Genomic DNA, 23,141 nt, shown 5'->3' with positions numbered 1-23,141 from the left:
CGACGGTTGCGGGCTCCGGTGGTCCGCCCGGAATGATTCGAACGGCCCCAGGCGTTGTGGTAATGTAGCTCTCTGATCGGTCCGGCATGCCTTGCTGGACGCGCAAGCGGAGGTCTCCCTCCCACCTGAGTCGCCGGAAAGGCGGCCGGGTCCAGGATCACGCCGGACTACTCCGGGGAGCTCAAGGCCACGAAGCCGAAGAGCTCAGTGGCCCCGCATGCGCGACGTGCGGGGCTTTTCGCGTTCGCGGGAATGCGTAAAGCTCCGATGCGACGAGCACGTAGGGATCGCAAACCTAGGAGGCCCCATCAGCACTGAGCCCCGCATCAACGAGCGTATCCGAGTTCCCGAGGTTCGCCTCGTGGGCCCGAACGGCGAGCAGGTAGGCATCGTCTCGATTCACGACGCGCTGAAGCTCGCCCAGGAGGCCGACCTCGACCTCGTCGAGGTCGCGGCCACAGCTCGACCGCCCGTGTGCAAGCTCATGGACTACGGCAAGTTCAAGTACGAGTCCGCGATGAAGGCGCGCGAGGCGCGCAAGAATCAGGCGCACACGATCATCAAGGAGATCAAGCTCCGGCCGAAGATCGACCCGCACGACTACGAGACCAAGAAGGGTCACGTGGTGCGGTTCCTGAAGGCGGGAGACAAGGTCAAAGTCACGATCATGTTCCGCGGACGCGAGCAGTCCCGGCCGGAGCTCGGTTTCCGGCTCCTGCAGCGGCTGGCGGACGACGTCCAGGAGCTGGGGTTCGTGGAGTCCCACGCGAAGCAGGACGGCCGTAACATGATCATGGTGATCGGTCCGCACAAGAAGAAGGCCGAGGCGAAGGCGGAAAAGGCCGCAGCCAAGGCCCAGCGTGGCAGCGAGGAGCCTTCCGAACAGGAGGCGTGACCCGCGGTTGGGGTTAGCCTTACAACACCCCAGCAGCCACCGGCAGACGAAGACGCCGCGACCGGGTCGGCCAGCACCGGCCCGGCCAGCGGCACGACCGAAACGAGGAGAGACGGCGACATGCCGAAGATGAAGACGCACAGCGGTGCGAAAAAGCGGTTCCGGGTCACCGGCACCGGCAAGATCAAGCGTCGCCGTGCCAACCGCGCGCACTACAACGAGTGGAAGTCGTCCACGCTGACGCGCCGTCTCAAGAACGAGGTCGTCCTTTCCGACGCCGACTCGAAGAAGATCAAGAAGCTGCTCGCCAAGTAGTGCGAACCCCCGGGGAGAAGAATCATGGCACGCGTGAAGCGGGCGCTCAACGCCAAGAAGAAGCGTAAGGTCGTCCTCGAAAGGGCGAGAGGTTACCGTGGCCAGCGGTCGCGGCTCTACCGCAAGGCCAAGGAGCAGATGCTCCACTCGATGACGTACGCCTACCGCGACCGCAAGGATCGCAAGGGCGCTTTCCGTCGTCTGTGGATTCAGCGCATCAATGCCGCCGCCCGCCAGAACGGCATGACCTACAACCGCCTGATCCAGGGTCTGCGCCTGGCCAACATCGAGGTCGACAGGAAGATCCTGGCCGATCTCGCGGTCAACGACAGCCAGACCTTCGCCACGCTCGTCGAGGCCGCCAAGAAGGCGCTCCCGGCGAACGTGAACGCTCCGGCCGCGAGCTGAAGCGGCTGATCTGACCGAGGGGCCCACCGACGACGGTGGGCCCTTTGTTGCTGTCTGCACGAGCCGCGTGGGCCCACTTCAGGGGGTCGGCCGCGGGGACGGGCCGCATGAGCCGTCCGCACGACTGGGGGAGACGATGGCCGGGTCCGAACTGACCAACGTGAGATCGCCGCGGGTCAAGGCCGCCAGGCGGCTCACCAAACGGGCCTTCCGCGAGCAGGACAGAAGATTCCTGGCCGAGGGGCCGCAGGCGGTGCGCGAGGCGCTCAAGCTCGACGGCGTGCCGCTCGAGCTGTTCAGCACGGCCGAGGCCGAGCTGCGCCACCCCGAGTTGATCACCGAGGCCACGCTCAAGGGCGTGCCCGTGCACCGGGCCAGCGGCGAGGTCATGGCCGAGCTGTCGCAGACCGTGACCCCGCAGGGGCTGGTGGCCGTCTGCGGGCTCGTCCACGTGCCGCTGGAGGAGGCGCTGTCCGGCCAGGCACGGCTGGTGGCGGTGCTGGCACACGTGCGCGATCCTGGCAACGCCGGGACCGTCATGCGGGCGGCCGACGCCGCCGGGGCCGACGCGGTGGTCTTCACCGACGCCTCCGTGGACCCGTACAACGGCAAGTGCGTACGCGCCAGCGCTGGCAGCCTGTTCCACGTGCCCGTCGCGATCGGTGCACCCGTGGGCGCCGCCGTGCGTCAACTCAGGGAGCGGGGGCTGCGCGTGCTGGCGGCCGACGGCACGGGCAAGCACACGCTCGACGATGTCGATCTCTCGGGACCGACCGCGTGGATCTTCGGCAACGAGGCGTGGGGACTGCCGGAGGAGATACTCGCCGAGGCGGACGATGTGGTCAGAGTGCCCATCTACGGACAGGCTGAAAGTCTGAACCTGGCCACCGCAGCGGCGGTATGCCTTTACTCCTCGGCCAGGGCGCAGCGAGTGCCCTAGGCGGCCGGAAACCCGCTATTGTCGGCGTTGTAGGTGGAGGAGGCGAGGTCGTGCACGGCGCAGACACCGACGGGCGAGTCGTGGCCGCCCTGTGCACGATAGCCATCGACGATCTTCCCGACGGCCTCATCGTGACCGACCGAAACGGGCGCGTGCAGGCGGTCAACCGGGCCGCCGCCCGGCTCACCGGCGTCGCCATGGAGCGCGCGGTCGGCCGGCACATGAACGACGTGTTCCCGTTCCGCGACAACGACGGGCGCGACTGGTGGAAGGCGCTCGACCCCGAGGGCGGGCTGCGCACCCGCGTACGCGTGCCCGAGCGGCCGCTGCACCTGCCCGGCGGGCAGGAGCTCTACGTCGCCGCCCGGCTCGTCCGCGAGCCGGAGCGCGGCGGCGAGGTCGACCGCGTGGCGATCACGCTGCGCGACGGCGGCGCGCGGGCCAGGCTGGAGCGCAGCCGCGCCGACCTGGTCTCCACCGTGGCCCACGAGCTGCGCTCGCCGCTGACCAGCGTCAAGGGCTTCACGGCGACGCTGCTGGCGAAGTGGGAGCGGTTCACCGACGAGCAGAAGCGCGTCATGCTGGAGACCGTCAACAACGACGCCGACCGCGTCACCCGGCTCATCACCGAGCTGCTCGACGTCTCGCGCATCGAGTCCGGGCGGCTGGAGGTGCGCCGCCAGGTCGTCGACCTGCCCGCCAGGGCGCGGCGGCTCGTCGCGGGCCGGGTCGCGGCAGGTGAGGCCGAAGACCGGTTCCACCTGATCGCGGGCGCCGACCTGCCGGAGATGTGGCTCGACCAGGACAAGATCGACCAGATCCTGGGTAACCTGGTGGAAAACGCGCTGCGCCACGGGCGCGGCACCGTGACAATAGAGATCGAGTCCTTCGAGTGGGGAGTTGCCGTGTCGGTGCGCGATGAGGGCGAGGGCATCGAGCCCGAGCTGGCTCCGCGCGTCTTCAGGCAGTTCTGGCGGGGCGGCAACAGCCGTCGCCGCGGCGGCACCGGGCTCGGCCTGTTCATCGTCAAGGGTTTGGTCGAGGCGCACGGCGGCACGATCACGGTGGCGCGGGCCCCCGAGGGCGGGGCGGAGTTCCGATTTACCCTGCCCACCGGCACGCCCGACTTCGCCGGCGTCTAGTCGCCGCGTTCGGGCCCGGTGGGCGGGTCCCACTAGACTCTTTTCCGCTCAAGCCCTGGATACGGAGCTCACTCTTGTCTGACTACGATCCCGTCGAGGTGACACCGTTGCATGCCGACGAGTTGTCGCGGATGGAGGCCGACGCCGTCGCCGCGATCAAGACGGCCGGCGACCTCGACGCACTCAAGCAGGCCAGGCTGGCGCACGCGGGCGACCGCTCGCCCATCGCCCTGGCCAACCGTGAGATCGGCGCCCTGCCGCCCGCCGCCCGCGCCGAGGCCGGCAAGCGCGTCGGCGCGGCCCGCAAGGCGATCAACGAGGCGCTGGCCGCCCGCCAGGCCGAGCTGGAGGCCGAGCGCGACGCCCGGGTGCTCGTCGAGGAGACCGTCGACGTCACCCTGCCCTGGGACCGGCGGCCGCGCGGCGCCCGCCACCCGCTGACGACGCTGCAGGAGCGCATCGCCGACGCGTTCGTCGCCATGGGCTACGAGGTGGCCGAGGGTCCCGAGCTCGAAGGCGAGTGGTTCAACTTCGACGCGCTCAACATCGCCAAGGACCACCCGGCCCGCTCCGACCACGACACGTTCTTCGTCGACTCCACCGAGTCGGGCATGGTGCTGCGCACGCAGACCTCGCCGGTGCAGATTCGCGCGCTGCTCCAGCGCGAGCTGCCGGTCTACGTGATCTCCCCGGGCAAGACGTTCCGCACCGACGAGCTCGACGCCACCCACACCCCGGTCTTCCACCAGACCGAGGGCCTGGCCGTCGACGAGGGCCTGACGATGGCCCACCTCAAGGGCACGCTCGACCGGTTCGCGGAGGTGATGTTCGGCAAGGGCATCACCACCCGGTTCCGGCCCAACTACTTCCCGTTCACCGAGCCGTCCGCCGAGATGGACCTGAAGTGCTTCGTCTGCCGGGGCGCCTCGGCGGTCCCCGGCAACCCGCCCTGCCGCACCTGCAAGTCGGAGGGCTGGATCGAGTGGGGCGGCTGCGGCATGGTCAACCCGCGCGTGCTCGTCGCGTGCGGCGTCGACCCCTCGCGGTACTCCGGCTTCGCGTTCGGCATGGGCATCGAGCGGACGCTGATGTTCCGCCACAACGCCGAGGACATGCGTGACATGGTCGAGGGAGACGTGCGCTTCACGCTCCCGTTCGGAATGGAGATCTGATGAAGGTCCCGCTCTCCTGGCTGCGGGAGTATGTCGATCTCCCGGCGGCCACCGCGCAGGAAGTGGCCGACAGGCTCACCGCGGCCGGGCTCAAGCTCGAGTCGATCTCCTCGCACGGCCACGACGTCAAGAACGTCGTCGTCGGCGAGGTGCTCCAGATCGAGGAGCTGACCGGTTTCAAGAAGCCGATCAGGCACTGCAGGGTCGAGACCGGCGAGGCCGAGCCACGGATGATCGTCTGTGGCGCCACGAACTTCGCCGCGGGCGACCGCGTGCCGGTCGTGCTGCCCGGGGGCGTGCTGCCCGGCGGGTTCGAGGTCGGGGCGCGCAAGACGTACGGGCGCGTGTCCGAGGGCATGATCTGCTCCGAGCGCGAGCTGGGGCTGGGCGACGACCACAACGGCATCATGGTGCTGCCCGCGGGCACGCCGATCGGCGCCGACGTGGTCGAGTTGCTCGGGCTGCGCGACGAGGTGATCGAGCTGGAGATCACCCCCGACATCGGCTACGCGCTGTCGATCAGGGGGGTGGCGCGCGAGACCGCCACCGCGTTCGGGGTGGCCTTCCGCGACCCCGCCGACGTCGAGCTGCCCGCCGAGAGCGGGCCGTCGTGGCCGGCCGTCATCGCCGACCCGACGGCGTGCGACCGGTTCGTGCTGCGCGAGGTGCGCGGCTTCGACCCGGCCGCGCAGAGCCCGCTGTGGATGCGCGTACGCCTCACCCGGGCCGGTATGCGGCCGGTGTCCCTGGCCGTCGACGTCACCAACTACCTGATGCTGGAGCTCGGGCAGCCGCTGCACGCGTTCGACCGGGCCAGGCTGACGGGCGAGATCGTGGTGCGCAGGGCCGAGGCCGGTGAGCGGCTGGAGACCCTCGACCACGTGGTGCGCGAGCTCGATCCCGACGACATCCTCATCACCGACCAGTCGGGGCCGATCTCGATGGCCGGCACGATGGGCGGGCTGGAGACCGAGATCTCCGGCAGCTCGACCGACATCGTCATCGAGGCCGCCCACTTCTCCGCGACCGGCATCTCGCGCGAGTCGCGCCGGCACGGGCTGGTGTCGGAGGCGTCCAAGCGGTTCGAACGCGGCGTCGACCGTGAGCTGCCGCTCGTCGCCTCGTGGCGGGCCGTGCAGCTCCTGGCCGAGCTGGGCGGCGCGAGCGTCCAGCCCGGGGTCACGCACGCCGAGGTCGAGGTGACGCCCGCGCGCATCGCGATCCCGGCCGGCCACCCGAGCCGGGTGGCCGGGATGACGTATTCGAAGGACACCGTGGTCGCCCGCCTCGAACAGGTCGGCTGCGTCGTGACCGACGGCGCCGACCCGGCCGTGCGCAAGGGCGGCGTGGCCCCGACCGGCGTCGTGACCGGCGGCGCGCTGGCGGCCAGGCTCGCGGTCACCGGCGACGACATGATCACCGTGACGCCGCCGTCCTGGCGGCCCGACCTCACCGACCCCAACGACCTGGCCGAGGAGGTCATCCGGCTGGAGGGCTACGAGAGCCTCCCGTCGGTGCTGCCCTCCGCCCCGGCGGGCGCGGGCCTCACCGAGTCGCAGCGCCTGCGCAGGCGGGTCGGCCGGGCGCTGGCCGAGGGCGGCTACGTCGAGGTGCTCAGCTATCCGTTCATCAGCCCCGACGACTTCGACCGGCTGCAGTTGCCCGCCGACGACGCGCGCCGCCGCGCCGCCCGGCTGGCCAACCCGCTGTCGGAGGACGAGCCGCTGATGCGCACGACGTTGCTGCCGGGGTTGCTGAAGACCCTCGTACGCAACGTCGGGCGCGGCTTCCCCGACGTGGCGCTGTTCGAGACGGGCGCCGTCTACCGGCCGCGCGAGAGCGGGCCCGCGACGGCTCCGGTGCTCGGCGTCGAGCGCCGGCCGACCCTCGAGGAGCTGGCCTCGATCGAGGCGGCGCTGCCCGAGCAGCCGCTGCGGGTCGCGGTGGTGCTGGCCGGGGAGTTCGAGCGGTCCGGCTGGTGGGGCGACGGGCGCGCGGCCTCGTGGGCCGACGCGGTGCAGGCCGCCCGGCTGGTGGCGGGTGAGGCGCGGCTGGAGCTGTCCATCAGCGCCGACCAGCACGAACCGTTCCACCCGGGCCGGTGTGCCGCCCTCTACGTGGGCGACACGCTGGTGGGGCACGCCGGTGAGCTGCATCCGCGGGTGGTCGAGGCGTACGGGCTGCCGGCGCGCACGGCGGCGATGGAGCTGGAGCTGTCGCGGCTGGAGGCGGCCATGCCGGGGCCGGTGCAGACACCGTCGGTGTCGGCCTACCCGGTGGCCACCCAGGACGTCGCGCTGATCGTGCCCGACTTCACGCCGGTGGCCGACGTCGAGGCGGCGCTGCGCGACGGGGCGGGGGAGCTGCTGGAGTCGATCCGGTTGTTCGACGTCTACGCCGGGGAGCAGGTGGGCGAGGGCAACAAGTCGCTCGCGTACTCGATGCGGTTCCGGGCCGCCGACCGTACGCTGACCGTGGAGGAGACCACGGCCGCGCGCGACGCGGCGGTCGCGATGGCGGCCGACCGGGTGGGCGCGCAGCTTCGCGGGTGAGCGGCTGACGAGGTGACGCGGGGGGTCGGCGCGGCGGACGCCGCGCCGGCCCTCAGCGGGTGCGGGGCCGGTAGAGCGTGGTGAGGTCGATGTCGATGTCGAACGGGACCGTGAGCTTGAGCCGGTCGTGGTGAACGCCGGCGCTGGCGTAGGCCTTCGTGCCGGGGTCGCGCTCGAAGACGAAGACCGCGGGCTGGCCGTGGATCTCTTCGACCCGCCAGTAGTGCGGAATCCCGGCTTCCGCGTAGAGGACGGGCTTGCGCTCCCGGTCGCGGATCTCCGAGTCGGGTGAGACCACATCGACGGCGAGGACGACGTCCGCGGCGTCGAAGTAGGTGATCCCGCTGGTGAAGATTGCGTTGGGCCCGAGAACGACCAGGTCGGGCTCGGGACGTTGCCGAGGTCCGAGTTTGATGCTCATCTGCTGGCGCACTTCGTGGTCTTCGGGCGCGAGTTCTTCCAGCTCGACGTGCAGCCGGAAGAGTACGGAGGAATGGAAGTCTCGCTGTGGGCTCACGAAGACCAAGCTTCCATCAATCAACTCTGTGTGCGCAGGCAAATCCGGAGGGTGATCGAGGTCGTCTGCCGTGAAGCCCTCTGGCGGTGGGATCAACCAGTCGGGGTGAGAAGGATGCGTCATCTTTTCGATCATCGCTTCGGCAGTCATGGTCCAAACGCTACCAATCTCTTGTGCTCACGCCAGGTAAACGACAGGACACGGTCGGGTAAGTCTGGAGGATCGGTATGGCGCGGTTGCTGGTCTTCGGCGAGCGGGACGACGCGGAGGAGGTGGCCGAGACGCTGGGGGAGTGGTTTCCGGAGGTGGGGGTGCCTCGGGTGGTGCGGGAGACGCTGGCCGGGGAGGACGACGCCGAGGACGCGCAGTGGCTGGTCGTCGTCGAAGGGCTGGACGAGGCCGCCCTGGGGCGGGTGGACGAGCTGGTCGAGCGGTACGACGGGTGGCGCGAGGAGAGCTGACGGCGGACGGTCCTAAGAGGGGGGCCTCCCAGGACCTGGCTGGTTGACGTGCCCGGTGCGGGCTCGGGCGGGCCGAGGTTGTTCGTCGGGTGCGAACATGTGATCCGGTGCGGCCGGAGTGCGGGAGAGTGGGCGTATGCGTGTCGCCGTGCTCTCCGACGTCCATGGTGTGCTGCCCGCGCTCGAAGCCGTGCTGGCCGAGCCCGAGGTGGTGGCCGCCGATCTGATCGTGCTCACCGGTGACGTGGCGGCCGGGCCGATGCCGGTGCAGACGATCGACCTGCTGGTCTCCCTGGGCGAGCGCGCGTTGTGGGTGGGAGGCAACGCCGACCGCGAGCTGGTGGAGGCGGCCCGGGGGAAGGAGAGCCCCTATCCGTCCAGCCAGTGGGCGGCCGGGCGACTGCGGGCCGACCAGGTCGAGCTGCTCGCCGGGCTGCCCGCGCGGCAGGTGCTGGAGCTGGGGCGGCTGGGGGAGACGTTGTTCGTGCACGCCACGCCGCGCGGCGACGAGGAGATGATCCTGGTCGACAGTTCGCTGGAGCGGTGGGGCGAGGTGCTGGCGGGGGAGAGCGCCGAGACGGTGGTCGTGGGCCACACGCACATGCCGTTCGTCCGGCTGGCCGATCGGGTGCTGGTGGTCAACCCGGGGTCGGTCGGGATGCCGTACGGGAGATACGGGGCGCAGTGGGCGTTGCTCGACGGGGAGAGCGGTGCGGTGACCTTGATGACCACGCCGCTCGACGCTCGGCGGGTGGGGGAGCGGCTGGTCGCCGAGAGCGGGTTCGAGGGGATCGAGGAGTGGGTCGGTGAGTACGTTTCCCACGTCTACTCCGACGCCGAGGCGCTGACCGTCTTCGCGAAGGCGGAGCGGCGCCCCTGATCGGCGGCGGTTCAGGGGCGCCGATGTTCGGTGGTGCCCGGGGCACCGATGTTCGGTGGTGCCCGGGGCACCGATGTTCGGTGGTACCCGGGGTGCTGGAGTTCGGTGGTGCCGGGGGTTCTGGTGTTCAGCGGTGCCGAGGATGCTGTGTCAGGTGGTTTTCGCCTCTGCTTTGGCGTCGGCCTCCCTGCGGGCCTTCCCCGCCAGGGCGTGCTCGTCCGTGCGCGCGTCGTACCGGCGGAACTTCGGCAGGGCGGCGGCCAGGCCGAGGACGGCCGCGACGCAGAGCAGGCCGCCCGCCCCGAGGGAGAAGCGGGTGCCGCCGATGTTCCCCATGAGGCTGGCCCGTGCGTTGCCCAGCATCGGGCCGCTGGCGTAGGAGAGCAGTTCGATGCCCGCCAGGCGGCCGCGCAGCTCGGGCGGGATGGTCTGGTTCCACATCGTCATGCGGAAGATGCCGCTGATCATGTCGGCCGCGCCCGCGAGCGCGAGGCAGGCGAAGATCAGCCAGATGTTCGGAGCCAGGGCGGCCAGGGCCACCGCCGCGCCCCAGGCCGCCGCCGCCACGATCACGCCGAGACCGTGGCGCTGCACCCGTGCCGTCCAGCGGCCGGTGAGCGAGGCGATCAGCGCGCCCACCGCGGCGGCCGAATAGAGCAGCCCGAGGGCCTGCGGCGCCTTCAGCTCGTCGGCCAGGAACGGGAACAACGCCGTCGCCATCGCGAACACCATGGCGGCCATGTCCACCAGGTAGGTGCCTATGAGGTCCTTGCGGCCCACCGCGTATCTCACGCCCTCGACCAGCGACCGCAGCGACGCGGGCGCGGCATCCTCGGCGGCGGGCAGCGACCTGACCCGGCTGAGCAGGACCATCGACACCAGGAAGGTCAGCGTGTCGAGCGCGTACGCCGAGGCCGGCCCCCATGCCGTGACCATCAGGCCGCCCAGCGCCGGGGCCACGATGGCGCCGAAGTTCCAGCGCAGGCTCGACAGCACCGCGGCGGCGCTCTGTTGCTCGTGCTTGACGACCTGCTGGATCACGGCCTCAAGGCTCGGACGTTGCAGGGAGGCGATGCCGGTGGAGAGCGCGCCCATCACGTACAGGACCCAGACCTGGGGGTCGGGCAGCATCGCGTTGACCATGAGGGCGGCGGTGGTGACCAGCAGGCCCAGCTCGCTCAGCACGATGATCTTGCGGCGGTCGAGCGCGTCGGCGATGGCCCCGCCCCACAGCCCGCACACCACCATCGGGACGAACTCGGCCAGGCTCACCAGCCCGACGGCCAGGTAGGAGTCCGTCAGCTCCTTCATCTGGTACGGCACCGCGACCATGGAGATCATCGTGCCGAACATCGTGATGACGCCGGACCCGAAGAGCAGCCGGTAGTCGCGGGAGTCGCGCAGCGGGCTCAGGTCCAGCGAAAGGTGACGGAGAAGGCGTTTCACGGCAGCGGGCACGAAGTGCAATTTTCCGGTGAACGCCGTGGTCAGGGCAACTCAATTTGTGACCGTGTGAATGCTCGGCCCTGGGGCGGTCGGGGTTTCGGCGGGGCAGCGCCGAGGCGGCCCTCGGAGGTTGTTCCGGGGCCGCCTCGGTCAAGGTTTCAGTGGTCAGGAGGGGACCTTGTCCAGGAAGCCGAGGGCCTTGCGGATCCTGCCGTCCTCGGCCAGCTCGATCACGTCGAACCCGATCGCGACGGGCTCTCCGCCCGCCGGGCCCAGGTGCCAGGTGAAGCGGGCGGTGTGGTGGTGGGCGTCGTACAGGTCGCCGGGGGTGAAGACCAGGCCGGGGAACATGCCCTGCGCGCCCTCGATCACCGCGGCGATCCCGGCGTGGCCGGAGACGTCCGCCAGCGGGTCGGTGTAGGTGGCGTCCTCGGTCCACAGGTCGGCCACGGCCTTGGCGCGAGCCTCGGGGTCGGTCTCGTTCCAGCAGGCGACGTAGCGGTCGATGAGGGTCATGGTTCTCGTTCTTTCTCTGGGGTCTGAAGGCGGTGGGTGGTCAGGCGGCGGTGCGGGTCCTGCGCAGGCCGGTGATCTGGAGTTCGGCGAAGAGGGCGACCACCAGGGCCTGGGCGATGGCCCAGGCGGATCCGGCGGTGGTGAGGTCGGCCGCTCCGGTGACGACGGCGGCGATGCTGCCCAGGGTCCAGACGATGTTCATGGCGATCACGGCCCGGGTGCCGGTGGGGGAGATCTGGCGGCGGGCGGCCAGGAGGCCGACCGCGACGGCGTACGCGAGGAGGAAGACGCCGATGCCGCGCAGCAGGCCGGTGCCGGGGCCGAGCAGGGGGCTCACCGGGGTGGCGAGGGCGAGGTAGGCCAGGCCGTTGCCGCCGGTGACGACGGCGTCGGCGGCCAGCGCGAGGCGCAGGAACTTCATCCGGTCGGGGGTGACGGTCACGGCGGTCATATCGGGCTCCTTTTACGGACGGCCTGGTCGGACACCTGAAAGATGTCAGGCCGTGGGTAGGGGCCGCGATTACCCGTGAGGTAGGCGAGGACCGGAATCCGCGCTCTCACCAGGGAGAACGCGGATGATGTGAGGACCGTCACGCAGGCGGGTCCTGGGGCCGCCTCAGGGGTTGCCGAGGATCTCCCGGCGCAGGTGCGTCTTGAGGATCTTGCCGCCGGGGTTCCGCGGCAGTTCGGCGTCGCGGAACCACACGTGTGCCGGGATCTTGAACTTGGCGATCCGGCCCGAGAGGAACGTCCGCAGCTCCTCTCCCGTGACCGACGCGCCGGGAGCCAGGCGGATGACCGCCCCGACCTCCTCGCCCAGTTCCTCGTGCGGCACCCCGATCACGGCCACGTCGTCCACCGCCGGGTGCTCGAACAGCGCCGCCTCCACCTCGGCGCAGTAGACGTTCTCGCCGCCCCTGATGACCATGTCCTTGGCGCGGTCCACGATGTAGACGAAGCCCTCTTCGTCGATCTTGGCCAGGTCGCCGGTGTGCAGCCACCCGTCCACGAACGTCCGCGCGGTCGCCTCCGGCTTGTTCCAGTAGCCCAGGATGACGTTCGGGCCGCGTACGCACAGCTCGCCGACCTCGCCGGCGGGCAGCTCGGCGCCGGCCGGGTCCACCACGCGCACGTCCACCACGGGGGAGGGCACGCCGATGCTCTCGGGTCTGGCCAGGTAGTCGGCGCCGCCGTTGCCGATGGCCAGGGCTGAGGTCTCGGTCATGCCGTAGCCGTTGGAGGGGGCGCGGTCGGGGAGGTACGTGGCGATGCGTTCCAGAAGCTTGGGCGGGGAGGGGGCGCCGCCGTAGCCGAGGGTGGTCAGGGAGGACAGGTCGTACTTGCCGAAGTCGGGATGGGACATGAGCTGCCAGGCGTTGGTGGGCACGCCGACCATGGCGGTCACCCGTTCGCGCTCGATCAGGCGCAGCGCCTGCTCGGGGTCCCACTTGTACATGAGCACGAGGCAGCCGCCGCCGAACATCGTGCTCGTCATGGCCGAGAAGCAGCCGGTGACGTGGAAGAGCGGGACGGTCAGGAGCGAGACCCTGCGGACGCCGGCCGCCGCCCCCGGGTCCTGCCCGGCCAGGACGGTCGCGCGCATGAGCCCGTACGCGATCGTCATGGGCGACTGGCCCAGGTTGCGGTGGCTGCCCAGCGCGCCCTTGGGGCTGCCGGTCGTGCCCGAGGTGTAGAAGATCGTGGCCGGGTCGTGCGGGGCCAGTTCGACGTCGGGGAGCTTCGCGTCGGCGGTGACCTCGCCCATGACCTCGTCGAACGCACGGGCCCCGGCCGGTGTCTCACCCCTGGTGACGATCATCGGCACGCCCGTGGCGGCCAGCCGGGCCGCGCGCTCGCCGTCCGCGATCAGCACCTTGGCGCCGGAGTCGCGCACGCCGTAGGCCAGCTCGGTCTCCGTCCACCAGGCGTTGAGCGGTACGGCGACGGCGCCCGCCACCAGCGCGGCCGAGAACGAGACCACCCATTCCGGGTAGTTGCGCATGGCCACGGCCACCCGGTCGCCCTTGGTCACGCCGTACTCCTCGACCAGGCGGGTGGCGAGGGTGGCGGCGCGGCGGAAGTGGTCCTCGAACGTGAGGTGCTCGTCCTCGTACACCAGGAAGACCTTGTCGCCGTGGAACCTGCTCATCTCCAGCAGCGCCCGGAAGTGGGCGGGGGCGTGCTTCCACGTGCGTACGCCGGTGTCGCCGATCTCCTCGATCTCGAAAAGCTGGCCGGGGCCGGTGAGCTGGGCCTGGACCTGGGCGTGCGAAAGAGACATCCGCTGAACTCCCGCAGTGGACGATTATCCCGGATAAATCACAGTACCGACCGGTAGGTACGTCGCGCTAGACGGTCAAATCGTGACCGAGTGCCATGTGAAAGTTTCACTTGTCATCCGATAGTTTCAGCCCTCCAACTGCTGCTCTGGTGCTGCGGTGAGTTCGTGGTTGACCGCGCACTCACCGGTCAATACCGTCGTCGGTGCGGTCCGATCCGGGCCGAAACTTTCGGAACCGAGTGCCTGCCTCCGGAGGTAGATGTCCCGTGCATTCGTCCTCGCTCCTCAGAGCCCTCACGTTAGTGGGGATGCTCGCAACCTTCCTCCTGCCCACCAGCCCGTTCACCAGCGCGGCCGAGGCGTCGGCGCCCCTGCGCACCCACGCCGCGGCCCGGGGCAAGTTCATCGGCACGGCGCTGGCCACCGGCCCGCTGTCGAACGAGACCTCCTACCGCGACCTCGCGGCCACGGAGTTCAGCCAGGTCACGGCCGAGAACGCGATGAAGTGGGAGTCCACCGAGCCCAGCCAGGGCCAGTTCACCTTCTCCGGCGCCGACGCCGTCGTCAACTTCGCCACCCAGAACAACCAGCAGGTCCACGGTCACACACTGGTGTGGCACAGCCAGACGCCGGGCTGGGTGCAGGGCCTGGGCGCCACCGCCATGCGCGCGGCCATGCAGAACCACATCAGCCAGGTCGTCGGCCGCTACGCCAATAACCCGGCCGTGGTGTCGTGGGACGTGGTGAACGAGGTGTTCGACGACAACGGCGGCATGCGCACCTCGTTCTGGTACAACACGCTCGGCCAGAGCTACATCGCGGACGCCTTCCGCGCCGCCCGCGCCGCCGACCCCAACGCCCGGCTGTGCATCAACGACTACAACGTCGAAGGCGTCAACGCCAAGAGCACCGCGATGTACAACCTGGTCGCCTCGCTGCGCCAGCAGGGCGTGCCGGTCGACTGCGTGGGCCTCCAGGGCCACCTGGCCATCCAGTACGGCTTCCCCGGCGACCTCCAGCAGAACCTGCAGCGCTTCGCCGACCTCGGCGTCCAGGTGCGCATCACCGAGCTGGACGTGCGCATGCAGACGCCCAGAGACGCTGCCAAGGACGCCACCCAGGCCACCTACTACCGCAACGTCGTCAACGCCTGCAACGCCGTCACCGCCTGCGCCGGGGTGACGATCTGGGGCTTCACCGACAAGTACTCCTGGGTGCCCGACACGTTCCCCGGCCAGGGCGCGGCGCTGATCTACAACGAGAGCTACCAGCAGAAGCCCTCCTACACCGCCGTGCACGACGCGCTGGCGGGCGGCACCGGCGGCGACACCACCCCGCCCAGCACGCCGGGCACGCCCTCGTCCGGCAGCGTCACCGCCAACTCCGCCGCGCTGACCTGGGCGGCCTCCACCGACACCGGCGGCAGCGGGCTGGCCGGGTACAACGTCTACCGGGAGCAGGGGGCGACCGACCCGCTGCTCGGGCAGAGCACGACCAACTCGATCAACCTGACCGGGCTGTCACCGGCCACCCAGTACCAGGTCTACGTGCGGGCGCGTGACGGGGCGGGGAACCTGTCGGGCAACTCGCCGGCGGTCACGTTCACGACCACGTCCGGCCCCGGCGGCGGCGGGCCGTGCACCGCGGCGGGCACCGTGCAGACGCAGTGGAACAACGGCTACGTGATCCAGCCCGTCACCGTCACCAACACCGGCTCCTCCGCCATCACCGGCTGGACCGTCACCTTCACCCTGCCCGCCGGGCACACGCTGACCGGCTCGTGGAACGCCACCCTGACCGTCAGCGGCCAGACCGTCACGGCCAGGAACGCCAACCACAACGGCGCCCTCGCGCCGAACGCCGCCACCAGCTTCGGCTTCCAGGTGAGTCGCCCCAACGGCAACACGCAGACGCCGTCGGGCTACACCTGCGCCTGAGCGGAGGATCCCCCGGGGCCTGCCCGCCTGCCCGCCCGGCGCCGGTCGCCGTCCCGGGGGATCCTCTTCACGGATGGGGTGCCGACCCGATCGTCATCGCGGGCGGGCGTTGCCCGGCGCCATCAGGATGCATAACGTTTTGTGTGAGGCGCCATCGAAGGCTGACACACCCATCCGCTGAGGAACCTGCTGAGGAGCTTGCCTGATGCATGACGACCGTAACCTGGTCGAAGGCCGTTTGAAGCGTGTGCTGGAGGAACGGATCCGCCCGGCGATCCACCCCGAGTCGGTGCCGCTGGAGGTGTCGGTCTGGCACGCGCCGGACGAGCCCGTCCCGGTGGCGGAGGGCCTGGCCGCGCCGCCGCAGCCGATCGCGGTGGGGCAGGCGTGGGGCGCGCCGTGGGGCACGAGCTGGTTCACGGTGTCCGGCACCGTGCCCGCGGAGTGGCGCGGGCGGATCGTCGAGGCCGTCCTCGACCTCGGGTTCGACGAGAACATGCCGGGCTTCCAGTGCGAGGGCCTGGTCTACCGCCCGGACGGCACCCCGGTGAAGGGCCTCAACCCGCGTAACCAGTGGGTCAGGATCGGCTCACCCGCCGAGGGCGGCGAGGAGGTGCGCCTGCACGTCGAGGCCGCCTCCAACCCGGTCATCCTCGGCGCCCACCCCTTCCGGCCGACGTGGCTGGGCGACAAGGAGACGGCCGGCGGCGAGCCGCTGTACCGGCTGGCCCGCATGGACCTGGCAGTCTTCGACGAGACGGTCTGGCAGCTCGTCATCGACCTGGAGGTGCTGGGCGAGCTGATGCTGGAGCTGCCCGTGGAGGGCGCCCGCCGCTGGGAGCTGCTGCGCGCGCTGGACCGGGCGCTCGACCGGATCGACCTGCAGGACGTGAACGGCACCGCGGCGGCCGCCAGGGCGGAGCTGGCCGGGGTGCTGTCGGCCAGGGCGGTGCCGTCGGCGCACCGGATCAGCGCGGTCGGGCACGCGCACATCGACTCGGCCTGGCTGTGGCCGCTGCGCGAGACCGTGCGCAAGGTGGCCAGGACGACCTCGAACATGACCGCGCTGCTGGAGGACGAGCCGGACTTCGTGTTCGCGATGTCGCAGGCCCAGCAGTGGGCCTGGGTCAAGGAGCACCGGCCCGAGGTGTGGGCGAAGGTGACCAAGGCCGTGGCCGCGGGCAGGTTCGTCCCGGCGGGCGGCATGTGGGTGGAGTCCGACACGAACATGCCCGGCTCGGAGGCCATGGCCCGGCAGTTCGTGCACGGCAAGCGGTTCTTCATCGACGAGTTCGGCGTGGACAACGAGGAGGTGTGGCTGCCCGACACGTTCGGGTTCGCGGCCGGGCTGCCGCAGATCATCAGGGCGGCCGGGTCGAAGCGGCTGCTCACGCAGAAGATCTCGTGGAGCCAGGTCAACACGTTCCCGCACCACACGTTCCTGTGGGAGGGCATCGACGGGAGCCGCGTCTTCACCCACTTCCCGCCGGTCGACACCTACAACTGCGCGATGACGGGCAGGGAGCTGGCGCACGCGGCCCGCAACTTCAAGGACAAGGGCGTGGCCAGGCACTCGCTGGCCCCGACCGGCTGGGGCGACGGAGGGGGCGGCACGACGCGGGAGATGGTGGCCAAGGCGGCCCGCGTACGGGACCTGGAGGGCTCTCCCACGGTCACCTGGGAGACGCCGGCCGAGTTCTTCGCCAAGGCCGAGGCGGAGAACCCGAACCCGCCCGTGTGGGTGGGGGAGCTCTACCTGGAGCTGCACCGGGCCACGCTGACCAGCCAGGCCAAGACGAAGCAGGGCAACCGGCGCAGCGAGTCGCTGCTGCGGGAGGCCGAGCTGTGGGCGGCGACGGCGGCGGTGCGCACGGGGGCGGCGTATCCGTACGAGCGGCTCGACCGGATCTGGAAGACGGTGCTGCTGCACCAGTTCCACGACATCCTGCCCGGGTCGTCGATCGCGTGGGTGCACCGGGAGGCGCGCAGGACGTACGAGGTGGTGGCGGCGGAGCTGAACGAGATCATCGACGAGGCCCAGCACGCCCTGGCCGGTGACCCGTCGGGCGGCACGCTGGTCTTCAACGGTGCCCCGCACGCCCGGCACGGCGTGCCCGCGGGCGGCGCCGCGCAGGCGGTCCCCGGGGACGCGACGCGGGCGCACCCCCGCGAGGGCGGCGGCTACGTCCTGGACAACGACCGGCTCAGGGTGGAGATCGACGGCCGCGGGCTGGTCGTCTCGGTCGTTGACGTACGGCAGGGCAGGGAGGCGGTCGCGCCCGGCCGGGCGGCCAACCTGCTGCAGCTCCACCCCGACTTCCCCAACAAGTGGGACGCCTGGGACGTGGACGAGTTCTACCGCAACACGGTCACCGACCTGACCGAGGCCGGCGAGGTCCGCCTCGACGGCGACGCGGTCGTGGTCAGGCGCTCGTTCGGCGCCTCGTCGGTGACCCAGCGGCTCACGCTCGCGGACCGGAGCCTGGAGATCGACACGGAGGTCGACTGGCACGAGACAGAGAAGTTCCTCAAGCTGGCCTTCCCGCTGGACGTGCACGCCGACCGCTACGCCTCCGAGAGCCAGTTCGGCCACGCCTTCCGCCCCACCCACACCAACACGAGCTGGGAGGCGGCCAAGTTCGAGGCGTGCAACCACCGTTTCGTGCACGTGGCGGAGCCCGGCTGGGGCGTGGCGCTGGTCACCGACTCGACCTACGGCCACGACGTCACCCGCGACGTGGACGAGCACGGCACCACCACGACGCTGCGCGTCTCGCTGCTGCGCGCCCCGCGCTTCCCCGACCCCGAGACCGACCAGGGCGTGCACCGCTTCCGCCACGCGCTCGTCCCCGGCGCGGAGATCGGCGACGCGGTGCGCGAGGGCTACTTCGTCAACCTGCCCGAGCGGGGCGTGCCCGGCGGCGGGCAGGTCGAGCCGCTGGTCACGGTGGACGACGACGCCGTGGTGGTGACGGCGGTCAAGCTGGCCGACGACGGCAGCGGCGACGTGGTCGTGCGCTTCCACGAGTCACGGGGCGGCCGGGCCAGGGCGACGCTGCGGGCCGGGTTCCCGGTCGCGGAGGTGGTCGCCACGGACCTGCTGGAGCGGCCTACGGGCGAGCCACGGCGGCCGGAAGACGGCATTCCCGTGACGCTGCGGCCGTTCGAGCTGGTCACGCTGCGCATGAGGCGCGCCTAGCGCCCCAGCCGGGGGGCGTAGGTGGCGTGGAAGACCAGGGAGGCCGCGCCGATCGCGGCGGCATCTGCCGCGATCGGCGAGGTCTCCACCCGCACCGCGTGCAGCCCCCTGGCCAGCGGCCGCTCCGCCACCGCGCGCGCGATCACCTCCCGGTAGACGCCCCCGACCTCCCTGAGCGCGGGCCCGCCGAGCACGAGGAGGTCGATGTCCAGCATGTTCACCACGCTCACGGCGGCGTCGGCCAGCCGCTCCGCCACCCGCTCGATCACCCGCCGCGCCTCGGGCTCGCCGCTCGCCGCCGCCGCGCAGATGGCGGCGTGGTCGGCGCGGCGTCCGGTGCGGGCCAGCATCGCCGCCTCGATGGCGCTCGGGCAGCACACGGCCTCCACGCACCCCCGGTTGCCGCAGTAGCACTCGGGCCCGTCGGGCTCGACCGTGATGTGCCCGAACTCGGCGGCGTTGAGCGAGCTGCCCCGGTAGACCTGGTTGTCCAGGAACAGCCCGCCCCCGATCCCCGTGCCCAGGTAGAGGTAGGCGAAGCCGGCCGTGGAGCGGGCGATGCCCGCCCAGCGCTCCCCGATGGCCGCGGCCGTGGCGTCGTTGTCCACGGTCACGGGGAAGCGGGTGTACTCCTGGAGCAGGCCCCTGATCGGCACCCGGTCCCAGCCCGGCAGCCGGGGCGGCGAGACCATCACGCCCGCGGCGTCCAGCGGCCCCGGGCAGGCCAGGCCCATCCCGAGCACCTTCCCGTCGGGCACCCCTGCCTCGCGCAGGATCCCGCGCGCCTGCCCGGCCATCCGCCGGATCACCGCGTCGGGCCTGGACCCCGGGCGGACCGGCTGCCGCCGCCGGGCGATCGGCCGCCCTGCCAGGTCGGCCAGCACGCACGACAGCTCCTGGGGGTCGAAGTGCACGCCGACCGCGTATCCCGCGCGGGCGTCGACGCGCAGGATGGTGGGCGGCTTGCCGCCGCGCGACGGGGCCGAGCCGTCCTCGACGACCAGCCCCTCCTCCAGCAGCCTGCGTACGATCACGGACACGGTCTGGGCGGTGAGGCCGGTCATCCCCGCGAGCCGCACCCGGCTTATCCCGTCGGAGGACTGGATGGCCTCCAGCACCACGGCCCGGTTGTAGCTGCCGACCTTGGGCAGGTTCGTGCCCCGCTGCATGTGATTCATGTCACCACAGAGTGTTGACTTAGTAAATCAAAAAGATTTACGTTCTCGGCAACCCAAGGAAACAAGGGGAGGCCGTGATGAGAAACAGGCTGGCTGGTTCCCTCTTCCTGTTGACAGCGCTGACAGTCGCAGGATGCGGTGGCGGCGCGTCGCAGGAGGCGTCAGGAGCCAAGGAACTCGAGGTCCTCTACAAGGTCCAACCGACCTGGCCGCATCTGGAGAGGACGCTCACCGACGCGAAGAAGCAGTACGAGGCCGCCCACCCCGGCGTCACGATCAAGCTGGTCCCGGTGCAGGGCGAGAACGAGGCGTACTACACCAAACTCGCACTGCTCAACCGATCACCCGACTCGGCGCCCGACCTCTACTACCACGACACGTTCCAGGTCAACGCGGACGTCGCGGCGGGCAAGCTGGCCCCCCTCGACGACTACCTGGCCAAGTGGCCCGACTGGGCCACCCAGTTCCCCGACTCCGTCAAGCAGGCCGCCAGGGGCGCCGACGGCAAGATCTACGGGGTGCCGATCAGCACCGACACCCGCGGCCTCTGGTACCAGAAGGACGTCTTCGCCAAGGCCGGCCTGCCCGTCCCGTGGGAGCCGAAGACCTGGAACGACGTCCTGACCGCGGCCCGGACGATCAAGCAGAAGGTGCCGGACGCCGTCCCGTTCAGCATGTACTCCACGAAGGTCCACGGCGAGGCGTCGACCATGCAGGGCTTCGAGATGCTCCTGTACGGCACTCCCGGCGGCACCCTCTACGACGAGACGCAGCAGAAGTGGGTGGCCGGCGGCAAGAACTTCACCGACGCCCTGACCTTCATCGACACCATCTACCGCGAGGAACTCGGCCCCAGGCAGGCCGACGCGCACAACCTCAAGCTGGCCGACAAGGCCAACTACGAGTGGTTCCCCAACGCCAAGCTCGGCATCTCGCTCGACGGCGCCTGGACGGCCGCGGCCTGGAAGCCGACCAGCACCAAGCCCTGGCCCCAGTGGACGGAGAAGATCGGCTGGACCGCCATGCCCACGCAGAACGGCGAGGAGCCGGGCGCGGTCAGCATGTCGGGCGGCTGGGTGATGGCGATGAGCGCCTACACCGAGCACAAGCAGGAGGCGTTCGACTTCCTCACCGTGGCCACCAACAAGGAGAACTCGACGACGTACGCGGTGGGCACGGGCGACCTGGCCCCCCGCAAGGACGTCGCGGCCGACCCGAGGTACACCGCCGACAACCCGAGCGTCAAGTTCTTCACCGACCTGGCCGCGGTGACCCACTTCCGGCCCGCGTATGAGGTGTATCCGAAGGTGTCGGCGCAGGTCCAGGAGGCCATGGAGGCGGTCACCACCGGGCGGCAGAGCCCCGAGGAGGCCACCGCGGCCTACGTCAAGGCGCTGCCCTCGGCCGTCGGCGGCCCCGACAAGGTCGTCGCGCGATGACGGTCGCCACGGCGCAGTCCCCGCTCGTGACGGGCACGCCGCCCGGCGGCCCGTCACGGCGGCGGCGGGTGCTGCGCCGGCTGCTCCCGCTCGGTCCCGCGCTGGTGCTGCTGGCGCTCTTCCTCGCGGGGCCCATCCTGTGGAGCGTCTACATCGCCTTCACCAACGAGACCCTGACCGGGTCGGCCTCGGTGAACTCCCGGTTCGTCGGGCTGGACAACTTCGTCCGGCTCTTCGGCGACCCCAACTTCATCAACTCGTTCCTGCTGACCTTCGTCTTCGTGGTCGGCTCGGCGGTGATCGGCCAGAACACGCTGGGCCTGATCATCGCCCTGCTCCAGCGCGGGCGCGGCCGGGTGACGCGCAGCGTGGTCAACGGCGTGGTCATCGCCGCCTGGGTGATGCCCGAGATCGTGGCGGCGGCCTGCTGGTACTCGTTCCTGGCCGAGGACGGCACGCTCAACACCGTGCTCGGCATCTCGCAGGAGTGGCTCTACACGGCCCCCATGGTCGCGGTCATCCTGGCCAACATCTGGCGCGGCACGGCGTTCTCGATGCTCGTGTACTCGGCCGCGCTGTCGGAGGTGCCCGCCGACCTGGTCGAGGCCGCCGCGGTGGACGGCGCGGGCCCGGCCAGGCGGCTGCTGCACATCACGCTCCCGCTGATCCGCCGCTCGATCATGGCGAACCTCATGCTGATCACCCTGCAGACGCTGGCCAGCTTCGGCCTCATCTACGCCCTGACCGGCGGCGGCCCTGGCACGGCCAGCCAGACCACCCCCCTCTACATGTACGAGCAGGCCTTCCGCTACTTCGAGATCGGTTACGGCGCGGCCATCGCCCTGGTGATGCTGGTCATCGGCGCCCTGTTCTCGCTGATCTACCTGCGGCTGATCAAGGTGGAGGACGCATGACCCGGCTCGCCGCGCGGGGTGCGGCCTGGCTCGCCCTGCTGGTCATCGCGCTGGCCTTCGTAGGGCCGTTCCTCTGGGTGCTGGTCGCCTCGGTCCAGCCGGAGGCCACGCTGGCCGCCACGCCGACGCCCACGTTCTCCCTGGCCAACTTCGAGGCGGTGCTGACCTGGGAGACGACCATCCTGCCGCTGATCAACTCGATCGTCATCTCGGGCTCGACGGCGCTCCTGACGGTGCTGGTGGCGGGGCTGGCCGCCTATCCGCTGTCGCGCTACCAGCTCCGCTACCGCCGTCCCTTCATGCTGACCCTGCTGTTCACCACGGGCCTGCCGATGACGGCGGTGCTCGTCCCGGTCTACGCCATGTTCTTCCGCTTCAACCTGTACGGCTCGGTCCCGGCCATGGTGCTCTTCCTGACCGCGAGCGCGCTGCCGTTCTCGATCTGGATGCTGAAGAACTTCATGGACGGGGTGCCGGTGAGCCTGGAGGAGGCCGCCTGGGTGGACGGCGCCGGATGGGTGCGGTCGCTGCGGACCGTGGTGGGGCCGCTGATGGCGCCGGGGATCGCGGTGGTGGGCATCTTCGTGTTCGTCGGGCAGTGGGGGAACTTCTTCGCCCCGTTCGTGCTGCTGGACACCCCGGACGAGCAGCCGGCGGCGGTGACGATCTACACGTTCTTCTCGGAGTACGGACAGGTCGCCTACGGGCAGCTCGCCGCGTTCTCCGTCCTCTACACGGCGCCGGCGGTGCTGCTCTACGTGGCGGTCAACAAGTATCTGGCCGGGTCGTTCACCTTCGCGGGATCGGTGAAGGGCTAGGGCGGACTCGTGGCGGATTTACGACAAGTCGGGATCTAGCCACGGCTTTTCGTGGACAACGGCTGATCAGGATGACTAGGAATTCGGTATTCGTTCTTACCGAACCTTCTGGAGGTCGTCCATGCTGCGTG

20 protein-coding genes are annotated in these 23,141 nt (G+C 70.5%); 14 read left to right on the top strand and 6 right to left on the bottom strand.

Annotated elements, in window-relative coordinates; translation table 11 throughout:
* Nucleotides 1-217 precede the first annotated feature (217 nt).
* The 7 genes from infC (at nt 218) to ACZ6S0_RS00235 (ending at nt 7,424) form a co-directional block, all read left to right on the top strand.
* Nucleotides 218-895 carry a translation initiation factor IF-3 gene (infC, locus tag ACZ6S0_RS00265; RefSeq protein WP_465912306.1) on the top strand — a complete coding sequence of 226 codons (678 nt, stop codon included), beginning with the start codon at nt 218-220 and terminating at the stop codon, nt 893-895.
* Nucleotides 896-1,015: 120 nt separating this feature from the next.
* Nucleotides 1,016-1,210 carry a 50S ribosomal protein L35 gene (gene rpmI, locus ACZ6S0_RS00260; RefSeq protein WP_090761693.1) on the top strand — a complete coding sequence of 65 codons (195 nt, stop codon included), beginning with the start codon at nt 1,016-1,018 and terminating at the stop codon, nt 1,208-1,210.
* Between the two features lie 24 nt (nt 1,211-1,234).
* Nucleotides 1,235-1,618: a 50S ribosomal protein L20 gene (gene rplT / locus ACZ6S0_RS00255; RefSeq protein WP_465912304.1), complete on the top strand. Its 384-nt coding sequence runs from the start codon at nt 1,235-1,237 to the stop codon at nt 1,616-1,618.
* A gap of 136 nt (nt 1,619-1,754) precedes the next feature.
* A complete protein-coding gene (locus ACZ6S0_RS00250; protein WP_465912301.1) occupies nt 1,755-2,558 on the top strand; it encodes a TrmH family RNA methyltransferase in 804 nt (267 codons plus the stop codon).
* A gap of 50 nt (nt 2,559-2,608) precedes the next feature.
* Entirely contained in the window at nt 2,609-3,700 is a 1,092-nt protein-coding gene (locus tag ACZ6S0_RS00245; protein ID WP_465912299.1) for a sensor histidine kinase, read from the top strand.
* Nucleotides 3,701-3,831: 131 nt separating this feature from the next.
* Nucleotides 3,832-4,872, top strand: coding sequence for a phenylalanine--tRNA ligase subunit alpha (pheS, locus tag ACZ6S0_RS00240; RefSeq protein WP_465913340.1), 1,041 nt, complete (start codon nt 3,832-3,834; stop codon nt 4,870-4,872).
* Nucleotides 4,872-7,424: a phenylalanine--tRNA ligase subunit beta gene (locus tag ACZ6S0_RS00235; protein ID WP_465912296.1), complete on the top strand. Its 2,553-nt coding sequence runs from the start codon at nt 4,872-4,874 to the stop codon at nt 7,422-7,424. Before pheS ends, ACZ6S0_RS00235 begins: the two co-directional genes overlap by 1 nt.
* 52 nt (nt 7,425-7,476) lie before the next feature.
* Here the strand turns inward: ACZ6S0_RS00235 and ACZ6S0_RS00230 are convergent, their stop codons facing one another.
* Nucleotides 7,477-8,091, bottom strand: coding sequence for a Uma2 family endonuclease (locus ACZ6S0_RS00230; RefSeq protein ID WP_465912294.1), 615 nt, complete (start codon nt 8,089-8,091; stop codon nt 7,477-7,479).
* A 77-nt stretch (nt 8,092-8,168) separates the two neighbouring features.
* Between ACZ6S0_RS00230 and ACZ6S0_RS00225 the strand changes: the two genes are divergently transcribed.
* A complete protein-coding gene (locus ACZ6S0_RS00225) occupies nt 8,169-8,402 on the top strand; it encodes a hypothetical protein (protein WP_465912292.1) in 234 nt (77 codons plus the stop codon).
* A 136-nt stretch (nt 8,403-8,538) separates the two neighbouring features.
* Nucleotides 8,539-9,282, top strand: coding sequence for a metallophosphoesterase family protein (locus tag ACZ6S0_RS00220; protein WP_465912290.1), 744 nt, complete (start codon nt 8,539-8,541; stop codon nt 9,280-9,282).
* 150 nt (nt 9,283-9,432) lie between these two features.
* Here ACZ6S0_RS00220 and ACZ6S0_RS00215 read toward each other — a convergent pair whose 3' ends face one another.
* The 4 genes from ACZ6S0_RS00215 to ACZ6S0_RS00200 form a co-directional block, all read right to left on the bottom strand.
* Nucleotides 9,433-10,740, bottom strand: a complete 1,308-nt coding sequence (locus ACZ6S0_RS00215; RefSeq protein WP_465912288.1) for an MFS transporter — start codon at nt 10,738-10,740, stop codon at nt 9,433-9,435.
* 153 nt (nt 10,741-10,893) lie between these two features.
* Entirely contained in the window at nt 10,894-11,244 is a 351-nt protein-coding gene (locus ACZ6S0_RS00210) for a nuclear transport factor 2 family protein (RefSeq protein WP_465912286.1), read from the bottom strand.
* Nucleotides 11,245-11,284: 40 nt separating this feature from the next.
* Nucleotides 11,285-11,695 (bottom strand): hypothetical protein, encoded by a 411-nt coding sequence (locus ACZ6S0_RS00205; protein WP_465912284.1) that lies wholly within the window; start codon nt 11,693-11,695, stop codon nt 11,285-11,287.
* 165 nt (nt 11,696-11,860) lie between these two features.
* Entirely contained in the window at nt 11,861-13,525 is a 1,665-nt protein-coding gene (locus ACZ6S0_RS00200) for a class I adenylate-forming enzyme family protein (protein WP_465912281.1), read from the bottom strand.
* 308 nt (nt 13,526-13,833) lie between these two features.
* Here ACZ6S0_RS00200 and ACZ6S0_RS00195 point away from each other — a divergent pair, with 308 nt between their 5' ends.
* Together ACZ6S0_RS00195 and ACZ6S0_RS00190 are read left to right on the top strand one after the other, a co-directional pair.
* On the top strand, nt 13,834-15,462 hold the full coding sequence (locus ACZ6S0_RS00195; RefSeq protein WP_465912280.1) for an endo-1,4-beta-xylanase: 1,629 nt from the start codon (nt 13,834-13,836) through the stop codon (nt 15,460-15,462).
* A gap of 205 nt (nt 15,463-15,667) precedes the next feature.
* Nucleotides 15,668-18,661, top strand: a complete 2,994-nt coding sequence (locus ACZ6S0_RS00190) for an alpha-mannosidase (protein ID WP_465912278.1) — start codon at nt 15,668-15,670, stop codon at nt 18,659-18,661.
* On the opposite strand, the gene ACZ6S0_RS00185 is transcribed toward ACZ6S0_RS00190, so the two are convergent.
* On the bottom strand, nt 18,658-19,839 hold the full coding sequence (locus ACZ6S0_RS00185; protein WP_465912276.1) for an ROK family transcriptional regulator: 1,182 nt from the start codon (nt 19,837-19,839) through the stop codon (nt 18,658-18,660). The two genes, ACZ6S0_RS00190 and ACZ6S0_RS00185, sit on opposite strands and share 4 nt — an antisense overlap.
* Nucleotides 19,840-19,949: 110 nt before the next feature.
* Here ACZ6S0_RS00185 and ACZ6S0_RS00180 point away from each other — a divergent pair, with 110 nt between their 5' ends.
* Genes ACZ6S0_RS00180 through ACZ6S0_RS00170 form a run of 3 tightly spaced genes read left to right on the top strand, consistent with a single transcriptional unit; the run spans nt 19,950 to nt 23,010 of the window.
* Complete coding sequence (locus ACZ6S0_RS00180; RefSeq protein ID WP_465912274.1) at nt 19,950-21,278, top strand: extracellular solute-binding protein; 1,329 nt, start codon at nt 19,950-19,952, stop codon at nt 21,276-21,278.
* On the top strand, nt 21,275-22,192 hold the full coding sequence (locus ACZ6S0_RS00175) for a carbohydrate ABC transporter permease (protein WP_465912272.1): 918 nt from the start codon (nt 21,275-21,277) through the stop codon (nt 22,190-22,192). Before ACZ6S0_RS00180 ends, ACZ6S0_RS00175 begins: the two co-directional genes overlap by 4 nt.
* A complete protein-coding gene (locus tag ACZ6S0_RS00170) occupies nt 22,189-23,010 on the top strand; it encodes a carbohydrate ABC transporter permease (protein ID WP_465912271.1) in 822 nt (273 codons plus the stop codon). The genes ACZ6S0_RS00175 and ACZ6S0_RS00170 overlap by 4 nt, the downstream gene beginning before the upstream one ends.
* The last annotated feature ends 131 nt before the right edge of the window (nt 23,011-23,141 follow it).

The organism is Nonomuraea sp. NPDC051298 (assembly GCF_055586305.1).
This window is presented reverse-complemented; position numbering and strand designations above follow the sequence as displayed.